This is a genomic window from Microbacterium arabinogalactanolyticum (assembly GCF_030268005.1).
GTDB lineage: Bacteria > Actinomycetota > Actinomycetes > Actinomycetales > Microbacteriaceae > Microbacterium > Microbacterium arabinogalactanolyticum.
On the sequence record NZ_BRZC01000001.1, the window covers coordinates 91,086 to 104,193 of the forward strand.

Sequence of the window (13,108 nt, forward strand, 5' to 3'; positions counted from 1 at the left end):
TTCCCTTTCAGAGCTGCCACGGGAAGGTGGCGGTGAACACGACGGCGGATGCCAGGGCCACGGCGACCACGAAGACCGTGTCGCGCGTGCGCCACGGGACGAGGTGCCGCTCGGTGCGCGTGCGGTGGGCGCCGAAGGCGCGGGCATCCATCGACAGAGCGACGCGCTCGGCATGCCGGATGCCGGATGCCAGCAGCGGCACGACGTACCCCCAGCCGCGCACCAGGCGGGCGACCGGTCCGCGGCCTCCGCCCCACCCCCTTGAGCCGTGCCCTCGCACGCGGTGGGCGGCGCGGATCACCGACAGCTCGTACCCGAAGCGCGGCACGAACCGGTACGCGGCCAGCGCCGTGTACCCGATCCGGTACGGCACCCTCAGCTGCTGCACCGCGGCGCGCACCAGGTCGGGACCGCTCGTGGTGAGACCGCCGATCAGGGCCAGCGCGAGGATCGCGCCCAGGCGCAGTGCCGTCGCGAGGCCGATCACCAGCGCTCCCGCGTGCAGCGTCCATGCGCCGATCGTGAGTACGGCGCCCGTGCCCGCGACCTGGCCCGGGGCGACCCACACGCCGAAGCCGACGGTGAGGACGGCGACGCCGATCGGCATCCCGAGCAGCAGCAGCGCCGTCGCACGGCGGGTGAGCCGCGCTCCGGTCAGCACGAGCAGGTACGACAGCACCAGGAAGACGGCCGGCGTGAGCAGATCGCGGGTCGCGACCAGCAGTGCCATCGCCGGCAGCACCGCGGCGATCTTCGCCAGCGGGTTGAGATGGTGCAGCCAGAACCGGGCGGATGCCGGCGCCGCGGCGTACGGGTCGGTCGGCGTCGGCTCGGTCGCGGGGGAGTGCGGCGTGGCCGAAGGGCCGGGAAGCGGGGCATCCGCGTCCCAGCTCTGGTGGGTCGGATGCCCCGGTAGAGGCGCCTTCTGGGACAGGGTGCCGGCCGGTGTCGCAGAGGCTGCGGGCTCGGCATCCGCAGACCCGCCGCTGGTGAGACCCGATTCGCGAAGCACCTCGGCGGTCGGCCCGGCGGCGACCAGAGCCCCCGCATCCAGCAGGACGGCATGGGTCGCATAGGCGGCCACGAGGTCCAGGTCGTGCGTGACGACCACGATCGTCGTGCCGGAGCGCTGCAGATCCTGCAGCAGGCTCAGCAGCTCGAGCGCTCGGGCCCGGTCCTGCCCGAAGGTGGGTTCGTCGAGGGCGACCACGCGCGGGCGGGTGATGAGAGCGGTCCCGACCGAGAGACGGCGCTTCTCACCACCGGAGAGCAGGAACGGATGCTCGTCGGCCCTGTACCGCAGGCCGAACCGATCGAGCATCTCGTCGACGCGCGCGTCGATCTCCGCCGAGCCCACGCGCTGCAGCCGCAGCCCGTGGGCCAGTTCCTCTCGCACGGTGTGCGCGATGAACTGGTGCTCCGGGTTCTGGAACACGAATCCGACCTGCGAGCTCAGCGCTCGGGGCGAGGCCCGTCCGGCGTCCAGCTCCCCGATCATGACCGTCCCGCGCGGCGGCGCCACGACCCCGCCCAGTGCCTGCAGCAGCGTCGTCTTCCCCGCACCGTTCGCCCCGACGATGGCGGTGAACGACCCCGCGACGATGTCGAGGGCGGGGATGCTGAGGACAGTGGCGCCCCTCTTCTCCACGACCAGTTCGCGGACGGTGATGGCGGCGTGCTGCGCTTCTGACCCATCGTGGCGTGTGAGCTCAGCCGGGCTTCGCGGCCCCCACACGCCCAGCTCCTCCAGCTCCGCGGCGTGCTCCTCCAGCACGTCGCGCGCCGGCCCGTCCCACAGCATCCGCCCCTCGCCGTCGAGCACGATGGCGCGCGTCGCGAACCGCAGTGCGGCCTCGAGGTTGTGCTCCACGAGCACGATCGCGCGTTCCCTGCCATCCGTCGTCAGCGCGGCGAGCGCGGCGTAGACATCGGCGACGCCCTGCGGGTCCAGGTTGGCCGTGGGCTCGTCGAGCACGATCACCCGCGAGCGCATCGCGAGTGCGCAGGCGATCGCGAGCCGCTGCCGGCCGCCGCCGGAGAGCAGGTCGGGGTTCCAGCTGCGGCGGTGCCAGAGGCCCACGCGGCGCAGTGCGTCCTCGGCGCGCTCGAGCACCTCGGATGCGGGCAGCAGCAGGTTCTCGAGAGCGAACGCGACCTCGTCGAGCACCGTGCCGGTGACGAGCTGCGAATCGGGGTCCTGGAACACCATCGAGATGTCGGTGCTGAGCTGCGCGACCGGAGTCGTGCGGGTGTCGCGCCCGCCGACCTCGACGGTGCCCGTCATCTCGGCCTCGACCGACTGCGGGATGAGCCCGTTCAGCGCGAGCGTGAGCGTGGACTTGCCGGACCCGCTCGGCCCCATCAGGATGACGACCTCGCCCGCATGCACGTCGAACGACACCTGCTGCGGGGAGGGGTGCGCCGCGTCGGCGTGCGTGACGCTGAGGTCGCGCACACGGAGCAGGGGCGCGGATGAGCGCACGTCGGGTCCTCTGTCGGCGGCGGATGCTGTGAACTTAGCCTACCCTTACCTGGGTCGGCCTGCCCTCGGCAACCGCTGTCTCAGCGCTTCGGTGCGATGCCCGCGCGGCGCAGCGCGTTGCCCACGGCGATGCCCACGGCCGTCCATGCGACCGGTCCGAGGACCGAGATCGTCAGGTAGACCACCTGAACCCACAGGTCGAAGCGGCCGAGGTCCACCACGAACCCGACCACGACCGCCACGATCGCACCGATGATCACGGCCGAGACGAAGAAGCGCCAGCGTCCCCAGGCGCGGTACCGGGTGAGGGCGGCGACGCCCTCCTGGATCGCGCCGAACAGCAGCGCCGTGCCGATGAACCGCATCGCCCAGGCGGGATTGAAGGCGCTCGAGATCAGCGCGGCGATCACGTGCGTGATCAGGGCGACCAGCGGCCGGCGCAGCACCTCCTGCGCGATGATGCCGGGCAGCACGTGCACGCCGAGCACCAGTCCGTACAGATACGGGGTCACGGCGAGGACGCCGAGGGTGACCACACCCGCGATTCCGCCGAGGATGCCGGTGGCGACGCCGATGGCCGCGCAGACGAGCAGTGTGCGCGTGCTCAGGCTGGCGGCGGGGGGCACCGATCCAGGCTACGCGATCGGCGGGCGGCGGGGCCCGTCGGGAGTTCGACACCTGGCCGTAAGTCGCTGGTGCGATGTCCGGATGCCGGGTTACGTTGAGACGCGGATGCCGCAGAGCAGCGGCGTCCGGACACACAGGAGCGACTCATGAGACGAACACCCCTCAGAGTGACAGCGGCCGTATCCCTGGCCGCGTTGTTCATCGGATCCACTGCCACCTCCGGTTTCGCGGCCGAGGGGGTGACGACTCCCACTCCCGTCGACGGAACGCCAGGCCACTACATCGTGCTCATGAAGGCGGATCCGCTGGCCAGCTACGACGGCGGCACCGCCGGCTTCAAGGCCACCAAGCCTGCCAAGGGCGACAAGCTCGACGCGCACTCCGCGAACTCGCAGAGGTACATCGCGCACCTGAGGAACGAGCAGCGCAAGCTCGCCGCGGAGCAGGGAGTGACGCCGGACGCCGACTACCAGGTCGTCGCGAACGGCTTCTCCGCACAGCTCACCGGCGCGCAGGTCGACAAACTGCGCGCCTCGAAGGACGTGCTCGGCGTCTACGCCGACGAGGTGCGCCACCCGCAGGCCCAGACCTCCACCGACTTCCTCGGCCTCGGCGACGACGCCGCGGGCAAGGGCGGCGTCTGGGAGAAGACCGGCGGAGTCGGCACGGCCGGCGAGGGCATCGTCGTCGGTGTCGTCGACACCGGCATCGCTCCCGAGAACCCGTCGTTCGCGGGTGCCAAGCTGAAGAACGGGAACAGCCCGAAGTCCAAGGGACAGCCGTACACCGACGGCAAATACGTGTACTTCGACAAGGCCGACGGCAACACGTTCAAGAGCCCGATCGTCAGCGGACAGGAGTGGGACAAGCACGACTACTCCACCAAGCTCGTCGGCGGGCAGTACTTCTCCGCCGGCGCCAAGGCCGCGGGCTTCGACTTCCAGTACGACCTGCTGTCCCCGCGCGATGGCGCCGGGCACGGCTCGCACACCTCCAGCACCGCGGCGGGCGACTTCGGGGTGAAGGCCTCGGTGTCGGGCGTCGACTTCGGCACCGTCTCCGGCGTCGCTCCGGCAGCCAAGGTCGCCATGTACAAGGCCTGCTACGAGGGTCCCGACCCGGCGGTCACCACCGACGACATCTGCGCCCTCAGCGACCTGGTCTCGGCGATCAACGCGGCCGTGACCGACGGCGTCGACGTGATCAACTACTCGATCGGCGGAGGGGCCGCCACCGGCATCCTCGAGCCCGACGACATCGCGTTCTTCAACGCGGCGGCCGCGGGCATCTTCGTCTCGGTCAGCGCCGGGAACGACGGCCCCGACCCGGTCACGGCCGACCATGCCTCGCCCTGGTACACCACGGTCGCGGCATCCACCATCCCGACGTGGGAGGGCACGGTGAAGTTCCCCGGCTTCGAGAAGGCCGGAGCTTCCGTGAGCGTCCCGTTCGGATCCGAGGTCACCGGCCCGTCGATCTACGCCGGTGATGCGGCAGCGGGCACCGACGCGAACCTGTGCCTGCCCGGCACGCTCGACGCCGCCAAGGTCAAGGACCACATCGTGGTCTGCGATCGCGGCAGCAATGCGCGCGCCGAGAAGTCCGAGGTCGTCAAGGCCGCCGGCGGCATCGGCATGGTCCTGGTGAACGTGCCCGGCGGCGCCGACTCGCTCGACAACGACTTCCACTCGGTTCCGACCGTGCACCTGGCAGCCGCGAACCGCGCGGCCGTACTGGCGTACGTGCAAGGCGGCACCGACCTGCCCATCACGCTGATCGGCGAGAACACCACCGGGATCACCACCCCGGTGCCGCAGATCGCCGGCTTCTCCAGCCGCGGCCCGATGAAGGCGGCCGGCTCCGACATCATCAAGCCCGATGTCGCGGCGCCGGGCGTCGCCATCCTCGCCGCCACGAACAACCGGCAGAAGGAGAAGCCGACCTTCAACATCCTCTCCGGAACCTCGATGGCGTCGCCTCACGTCGCCGGTCTCGCCGCGCTGTACCTCGGCGAGCACCCCGATGCGTCGCCCGCCGAGATCAAGTCGGCGCTGATGACCACCGCCTACGACACGGTGAACGCCGACGGCTCGCGCAGCACCGACGTGTTCGCGCAGGGCGCTGGCCAGGTCGACGCGAAGCGGTACCTGCAGCCGGGCCTGCTGTACCTGAACGGTGCGCAGGACTGGGCGGAGTACATCGAGGGCGTCCTGCCGGGCACCTTCGACGACGTGAAGCCCATCGACGCGAGCGACCTGAACGTGGCGTCGATCGCCATCGGCACGCTCGCCAGCGAGCAGACGGTCACCCGCACGGTCACCGCGACCGCGCCGGGTATGTACACGGCCGTCGCGTCCATCCCGGGCGTGAACGTCACAGTAGAGCCCAAGGTGCTCAGCTTCGCCAAGGCGGGCGAGTCGAAGAGCTTCACGGTGACGTTCGACAACTCCTCCGCCCCGGTGGAGAAGTGGGCGACGGGATCGCTGACCTGGAAGGGGCAGTCCGGCGACGTGCGCTCGCCGCTGGCCGTCTTCCCGGTCACCGCCGCCGCACCGGCCGAGGTCTCCGGCACGGGGGTCGACGGCTCGGCATCCGTGAAGATCACCTCCGGCGTGAACGGAACGATGGCGCTGAACGTCAACGGCCTGGCACCGCTGCAGCTGCTGACCGATCCGGACAACCCTGTCGACGGCCACTCCGGCGACGGCAAGTCCGGCGACGAGAACAAGGACGTCAGCTGGATCGTCGAGGTGCCCGAGGGCACGACGCTGAGCCGCTTCGACCTGGACTCGTCGGATGACGCGGGCAGCGACCTCGACCTCACGGTCTACCGGGTGGTCTCGCCCACGGATCTGCGCTACTACCAGAAGTGGCAGTCGGCCACGGCATCCGCCGACGAGCAGGTGACGATCCCGGCACCCACCGCGGGCACCTACCTGGTCGTGGCGAACATCTACTCCGCACCGAACCCGATGACGTGGGACATGACCTACGCGAACGTGGCTCCGGGCGCGGGGCAGGGGGCGTTCACCGCGACTCCGAACCCGCTCTCCGTCACCCGCGGCGAGGACGTCTCGTACGATCTCTCGTGGAGCGGCCTGGCGGCCGGGAAGTACCTCGGCGTCGTGCAGTACGGCGACTCCGACGTGCGCACCATCGTGACGGTCGACGCGAAGTAGCACGACACACGAGGCGGGGCCGATCCTTCGGGATCGGCCCCGTTCGCGTGCGCGGAGCGGCGCTCAGCCCTGGTTGGGCAGGCGGATCTCGACGCCGTCGAGCGGATGCTTGGTCAGATAGCTCGCGATGAACGGGCAGTACGGGGCGATGGCGTCGCCGGTCGCCGCCGCATCAGCGAGCGCCTCCGCGGCGAGTTGCTGGGCGAGGCCCCGGCCCTGGAAGGCGTGGTCGATCTCGGTGTGGGTGAAGCGGAACTCGCCCGGACGCCGGTCGAACTCGGCGTACCCGGCGAGGGTGCTGTCGAGGCGGATCTCGTAACGCGAGGCGTCGTCGTTGCGACTGACGGTGATGTCGGGCATTGCTCCTCCTTCGGTTCCGTCCAACCTACGCGCACCCCGCCGGGAGGGGCGGATGCTGTGGAGAGCCGGATCCGAGGTCGGCGGTGGTCGTTACGCTGGATGGATGCCGACGTCATCCGACCCGTACGACGACATCCCGTACCCGGATGAGCCGTGGGGTGAGCCGGAGGAGATGGACTGGGTGCCGCCGGAGGACGGCTGGGAGCCGCCGCTGGACTGGGGGTCGCCTGCACCGGCGGCGCCGAGCTCGTCGCGCGGGTCGGACAGTGCATCCGTCCCCGCTGCGGCGAAGGCCGCTCCCTCCCGGTTCGGGACCGCCCTCGAGGCGCTGCGGGCCGTGTTCGGCTACGACGCGTTCCGCGGCGATCAGGCCGCGATCGTCGAGCAGGTCATCGGCGGTGGGGATGCCGTCGTGCTGATGCCCACGGGCGGCGGCAAGTCCATCACCTACCAGGTGCCCGCGCTGGTGCGGGAGGGGACGGGGCTGGTCATCAGTCCCCTGATCGCCCTGATGCACGACCAGGTCGACGCCCTGCGCGCCAACGGCGTGCGCGCGGCCTACCTGAACTCCACGCAGGCGCTCGACGAGCGGCGTGAGGTGGAGCGCGCGTACGTCGCCGGCGAGCTCGACCTCATCTACGTCGCCCCCGAGCGGCTGTCGTCCGCGCAGACCACGCAGCTGCTGCAGCGCGGCACGCTCAGCGTGATCGCGATCGACGAGGCGCACTGCGTGTCGCAGTGGGGTCACGACTTCCGGCCTGACTACCTCGCGCTCGGCGATCTGGCCGAGCGCTTCCCCGGGGTGCCGCGGATGGCGCTCACCGCCACCGCCACGAAGGCCACGCACCAGGAGCTCACCGAGCGGCTGCACCTGGACAGCGCCGCGCACTTCGTCGCCAGCTTCGACCGGCCCAACATCCAGTACCGGATCGTGCCCAAGGTCGACCCGCGCAAGCAGCTGGTGGAGTTCATCCGCTCACAGCCCGAGTCCGCCGCGGGCATCGTCTACGCCCTCAGCCGCAAGTCGGTGGAGCAGACCGCCGAGTACCTGGCATCCCGCGGCTTCGACGCCCTGCCGTACCACGCCGGCCTGCCGGCCGAGGTGCGCGCGGCGAACCAGTCGCGGTTCCTGCGCGAGGACGGCGTGATCATGGTCGCCACGATCGCGTTCGGCATGGGCATCGACAAGCCCGACGTGCGCTTCGTCGCCCACATCGACCTGCCCAAGTCCGTGGAGGGGTACTACCAGGAGACTGGTCGCGCCGGTCGCGACGGCGAACCCTCGGTCGCATGGATGGCCTACGGCCTGGGGGATGTCGTGCAGCAGCGGCGCCTCATCGACCAGAGCCCCGGCGACCGCACCTTCAAGATGCGGATGGGGCAGCACCTGGATGCCATGCTCGCACTCTGCGAGACCGTGGCGTGCCGACGGCAGAACCTCCTGCGGTACTTCGGTCAGGACAGCGAGCCGTGCGGCAACTGCGACACCTGCCTGGAGAAGCCCGACACCTTCGACGGCCTCGTGCCGGCGCAGAAGCTGCTGTCCACGATCGTGCGGCTCAAGCGCGAGCGCAACCAGGCCTTCGGTGCGGGCCACCTGATCGACATCCTGCGCGGCTCCTCGAACGACCGCATCCGCAAGATGCGCCATGAGCAGATCGCCACCTACGGCATCGGCGCCGACCTGTCCGACCAGGACTGGCGCAGCGTCGTGCGGCAGCTGCTGGCCCGTGGCATCCTCGTCGCGCAGGGCGAGTACGGCACGCTCGCGCCGGGGGAAGCCGCCGGGGGAGTGCTGCGGGGCGACACCCCGGTGCCGCTGCGCAAGGACACGATCGGGCGCGTGACCGCGTCCCGCGCCCGCAGGACGAGCGCCGCGGATGCCCTGGACGCCGAGGACCAGCCGCTCTTCGAGGCGCTGCGCACCTGGCGCGCGGCCACCGCGCGCGAGCAGGGGGTGCCCGCCTACATCGTGTTCGGCGATGCGACCCTGCGCGCTCTCGCCGAGCACCGGCCGGCATCCGTCGACGCGCTGAGCGGCATCAGCGGCATCGGCGAGAAGAAGCGCGACGCCTACGGCGAGGCCGTGCTCGAGGTGATCGCGGCGCACTGACGCCGGAGCAGGAGGAAACTGCCGGTCTCGGTTGTTCCAGGCCGACGTTCTCCTTCTTCCGCAATGGATCGAAGTCGTTCAGCGCGCGCGCCACGTCGACGCCCGTGAGGAGCGGCTTCACGCCGCCGCGAACTCCTCCGTGTGCACGTGCACGGTCGCGGCGCCGCCGATCAGCTTCGAGACCGGGCAGCGAGCGTGTGCGCGCTCGAGCAGGTCCTGAGCCTCGGCATCCGTCATCCCCTCGGCCGACAGGAACGCGTCGACGTGGAAGGCGTATCCGGGCCCGGGCTCGACCGGATGCAGTTCGACCTCGACTCGGACGTTCGTGCGCCGCTGCTCCCGCACCAGCACCTGGGCGGTGCCGTTCAGGCAGGTCGCCCAGGCCAGGGCGAGCAGCTGCTCTGGGTTCGTGGCTGCGGGATCGGCATCCGCCTTCAGCGGCGAGGCGACCGCCACGTCCAGTCCATCCGGCACCCGGCTCCGCCCGTCGACGCCGTTGCTTGCTTCCGTCCGGTACCTGGCACTCACCATTTCAGCCTAGGTGTGGGAGGAGCGAGTCGGCTCCCTGGTTGTGACGTTTCATGACGTCCCGATGCGGATCCCTGTCATGACAGGCAATAGCGTCTCAGTCCATGAGCGACCTGCGCACCACGACGCCCACCAGCATCCGCACCGCACGCGATGTGCACGCCCTGCTCGCCGAGAAGGGTTCGCAGGGTGCGCGCACCAAGGCGATCATCGTGCTGGCGCTGGGCGGCATCTTCATGGACGCGTACGACTTCTCGTCGCTGGCCTTCGGCATCACCGCCGTCAAGGAGGAGTTCGGCCTCGACCCGCTGATGACCGGGTTCGTCAACGCGGCGATCATGGTGGGCTCCGTCGTCGGCGCCATCTTCGGCGGGATGCTGGTGGACCGCTTCGGGCGCTACAAGCTGTTCATGGCCGACATGGCCTTCTTCGTCGTGGCGGCCATCGGATGCGCCCTCGCGCCGAACGAGTGGGTGCTCATCCTCTTCCGGTTCGTGATGGGCATCGGCGTGGGCCTCGACCTCCCGGTCGCCATGGCCTTCCTCGCCGAGTTCTCGAGGCTGCGCGGCTCGGGCAGCCGGTCGCAGCGCGTGAACGCCTGGTCGCCGGCGTGGTACATCGCCACCGGCTTCGGCTACCTGCTGGTGCTCGCGGTCTTCCTGATCCTGCCCGTGGCGCAGCACGGCATCCTCTGGCGCGTCGTCGTCGGGTTCGGTGCGGTGCCGGCGATCATCGTGCTGCTCGTCCGCCGCAAGTACATGGCCGAGTCGCCGCAGTGGCTCGCCGATCAGGGCGACCTGCGCGGCGCCGTCGACGTGATGCGCTCGCACCACGGCCTCGACGTCGAGCTGGCGCCGGATGCCGACACCGCCCGCACCACGAAGGCGCGCACCGGTCACTGGCGTCAGTACGGCGAGCTGTTCGCCGCGCGCTACCGCCTGCGCACCATCGCGGCGCTGTGCGTGTCGGTGTTCTCCACCTTCGGCTACAACGCCGTCGCCTACGGCACGCCGCTGATCATCGCGATGCTGTTCCAGCAGGGTCCGCTCGTGACCATCCTGTCCGCGCTCGTCATCAACCTCGGCTTCGGCGCCGCGGGCGGTCTGCTCGGCGTCGGCCTGATCAACCGGGTCGGCGCACGCCGGATGACGATCATCGGCTTCGCGATCCAGGCGGCGTCCCTGCTGATCCTCGCGTTCGTCGGCATCCCGACCGGCGCGCTCGTGATCATCTCGATCGCGATGCTCGCGGCGTTCGTCTTCGCGCAGGCCGGCGGACCCGGCGCCAACCTGATGAGCTACGCGACCCTGTCGTACCCCACGCGCCTGCGCGGGGTCGGCGTCGGCTTCAACGAGGCGGTCAAGCGCGTCTTCTCGATCGTGTCGCTCGTGTTCTTCCCTGTGCTCGCCGCGGCTCTCTCCACCGGCGTCTTCTGGATCGTCGCCCTTGCGCCCCTCGCCGGCCTGATCTCGCTGCTCGTGATTCGCTGGGACCCCACGGGCAAGGACGTGGACGCCGAGGACCAGGAGGCCTGATCTCCGGCGATCCCGCAGCGGATGCTGTGGGGTGACGACAACGCGGACGGAGACCGGGGCGCGGCCTGCTTGGTGAACATCCACAGGCGAGTTCCCCGGAAGTTGTCGCAGACCTACCATTGAGGCATCCCTGCTCCCTCTTGAGAGGAATCGCCATGGTCGACGCCGCCGTCCGCCCCACTGCCGCATCCGCCCCCGAAGCCGGCATCGATGTCGCGCGCGTGAACGAGCTGCTCATGGGCACGTGGGCGCACACGCGCCGCGAGGCGCGCGAGCTGATCAAGGATCCGGCGTTCTGGCGCGACGACAGCCTGGGCAAGGACGAGCATCGCGAGCGCGTGCTCACGCAGCTGCACCTGCTGGTCGAGAACAACGCCGTGCACCGCGCCTTCCCCAAGGCGTTCGGCGGCGAGGAGGACAACGGCGCGAACATCGCCGGCTTCGAGGAGCTCGTCGCGGCCGACCCTAGCCTGCAGATCAAGTCGGGCGTGCAGTGGGGACTGTTCGGCGGCGCGGTGCTGCAGCTGGGCACCGAGGAGCATCACAAGCGCTGGCTCCCCGGGATCATGGACCTCTCCATCCCCGGCGCGTTCGCCATGACCGAGATCGGCCACGGGTCGGACGTCGCGGCCGTCGGCACCACGGCGACGTACGACCCGCAGACCGAGGAGTTCGTGATCAACACGCCGTTCCGCGCGGCGACCAAGGAGTACCTCGGCAACGCCGCGCTGCACGGCATCGCGGCGACCGTGTTCGCCCAGCTGATCACGAACGGCGTGAACCACGGCGTGCACTGCTTCTACGTGCCGCTGCGCGGCGAGGACGGCGAGGACCTCCCCGGCATCGGCCGCGAGGACGACGGGCTCAAGGGTGGACTGAACGGCATCGACAACGGCCGGCTCAGCTTCGACCATGTGCGGGTGCCGCGCACCAACCTGCTGAACAAGTACGGCGACGTCGCGGCCGACGGCACCTACACCAGCCCCATCGACAGCCCCGGCCGCCGCTTCTTCACCATGCTCGGCACCCTGGTGCAGGGGCGCGTCTCGCTCGACGGCGCCTCGTCCTGGGCATCCGCTCTCGGCCTGCACATCGCGATCACCTACGCGACCCAGCGCCGCCAGTTCGACGGCGCGGACGGGCAGGAGACGGTCCTGATGGACTACGGCAAGCACCAGCGCCGTCTGCTGCCGCGTCTGGCGACCACGTATGCGCAGATCTTCGCGCACGACGAGTTCCTGCAGAAGTTCGACGGCGTCTTCTCGGGGCGCACCGACACCCCCGAGGACCGCGAGGACCTCGAGACCCTGGCCGCCGCGCTCAAGCCGCTCTCGACCTGGCACGCCCTCGACACCCTGCAGGAGGCCCGCGAGGCCTGCGGCGGCGCGGGCTTCATGTTCGAGAACCGCCTGGTCGGACTGCGCGCGGACCTGGACATCTACGCCACGTTCGAGGGCGACAACAACATCCTGCTGCAGCTGGTCGGCAAGCGCCTGCTCACCGACTACGCCAGGCAGTTCAAGGGCAAGGACGCCGCGGCCCTGGCCAAGTACGCGGTCGGGCAGACCGCGGACCGGGTGTTCCACGGCGCCGGCCTGCGCGCTCTCGGTCAGGCCGTCGCCGACCTGGGCTCCACGGCCCGCTCGGTGGAGAACGGCTTGCGCGCCGAGCAGCAGCACGAGCTGCTCACCGAGCGCGTGCAGCAGATGGTCGCCGACATCGCCGGCCGGCTTCGTCCCGCGGGCAAGGACAAGGCCCTCGGCGAGAAGCTGTTCAACCAGAACCAGGCCGAGCTCATCGAAGCCGCCCGTGCGCACGGCGAGCTGCTGCAGTGGGAGGCGTTCACCGATGCGGTCAACGCGATCGAGGACGAGAGCACCAGGCAGGTCATGACCTGGCTGCGCGACCTCTTCGGCCTGACCCTGATCGAGAAGCACCTGGCCTGGCACCTGATCAACGGCCGCCTGTCCACCCAGCGTGCGGCCGCGGTCTCGAGCTACATCGGCCGGCTGTGCCACCGCCTGCGCCCGCACGTCCTCGAGCTGGTCGGCGCCTTCGGCTTCGAGCCCGAGCACGTGCGCGCCCCCATCGCGAGCGGCATCGAGCAGCAGCGCCAGGACGAGGCTCGCGCGCACTACGCCGCGCTCGCCGCTTCCGGTGAGGCGCCGATCTCGGAGAAGGAGCTGCGCAAGCAGGCCAAGCAGAAGCAGGCCTGAGTCGCGGGGCATCCGCAGCACACCTGCACGACCCGGGAACGCCTGCACGACCGATTCGCCGATCTGAC

8 protein-coding genes are annotated in these 13,108 nt (G+C 70.3%); 4 read left to right on the forward strand and 4 right to left on the reverse strand.

Annotated features, from left to right (window positions below):
* Positions 1-7 precede the first annotated feature (7 nt).
* Entirely contained in the window at positions 8-2,482 is a 2,475-nt protein-coding gene (locus MIAR_RS17495; protein WP_344289051.1) for an ATP-binding cassette domain-containing protein, read from the reverse strand.
* Between the two features lie 80 nt (positions 2,483-2,562).
* Positions 2,563-3,108: an ECF transporter S component gene (locus MIAR_RS00445; protein WP_285629884.1), complete on the reverse strand. Its 546-nt coding sequence runs from the start codon at positions 3,106-3,108 to the stop codon at positions 2,563-2,565.
* A 147-nt stretch (positions 3,109-3,255) separates the two neighbouring features.
* Between MIAR_RS00445 and MIAR_RS00450 the strand changes: the two genes are divergently transcribed.
* On the forward strand, positions 3,256-6,288 hold the full coding sequence (locus MIAR_RS00450; RefSeq protein WP_285629886.1) for a S8 family serine peptidase: 3,033 nt from the start codon (positions 3,256-3,258) through the stop codon (positions 6,286-6,288).
* A gap of 63 nt (positions 6,289-6,351) precedes the next feature.
* Here the strand turns inward: MIAR_RS00450 and MIAR_RS00455 are convergent, their stop codons facing one another.
* The gene (locus MIAR_RS00455) at positions 6,352-6,648 is read right to left on the reverse strand and encodes a GNAT family N-acetyltransferase (protein WP_285629888.1); all 297 of its coding nucleotides are present in this window, start codon (positions 6,646-6,648) and stop codon (positions 6,352-6,354) included.
* Positions 6,649-6,751: 103 nt separating this feature from the next.
* Between MIAR_RS00455 and recQ the strand changes: the two genes are divergently transcribed.
* Positions 6,752-8,761, forward strand: a complete 2,010-nt coding sequence (gene recQ / locus MIAR_RS00460) for a DNA helicase RecQ (protein WP_285629890.1) — start codon at positions 6,752-6,754, stop codon at positions 8,759-8,761.
* A gap of 117 nt (positions 8,762-8,878) precedes the next feature.
* On the opposite strand, the gene MIAR_RS00465 is transcribed toward recQ, so the two are convergent.
* Positions 8,879-9,289 (reverse strand): OsmC family protein, encoded by a 411-nt coding sequence (locus MIAR_RS00465; RefSeq protein WP_285629893.1) that lies wholly within the window; start codon positions 9,287-9,289, stop codon positions 8,879-8,881.
* Between the two features lie 104 nt (positions 9,290-9,393).
* Between MIAR_RS00465 and MIAR_RS00470 the strand changes: the two genes are divergently transcribed.
* Entirely contained in the window at positions 9,394-10,824 is a 1,431-nt protein-coding gene (locus tag MIAR_RS00470; protein WP_285629894.1) for an MFS transporter, read from the forward strand.
* 155 nt (positions 10,825-10,979) lie between these two features.
* The gene (locus tag MIAR_RS00475; RefSeq protein ID WP_285629895.1) at positions 10,980-13,040 is read left to right on the forward strand and encodes an acyl-CoA dehydrogenase family protein; all 2,061 of its coding nucleotides are present in this window, start codon (positions 10,980-10,982) and stop codon (positions 13,038-13,040) included.
* Positions 13,041-13,108: the final 68 nt, after the last annotated feature.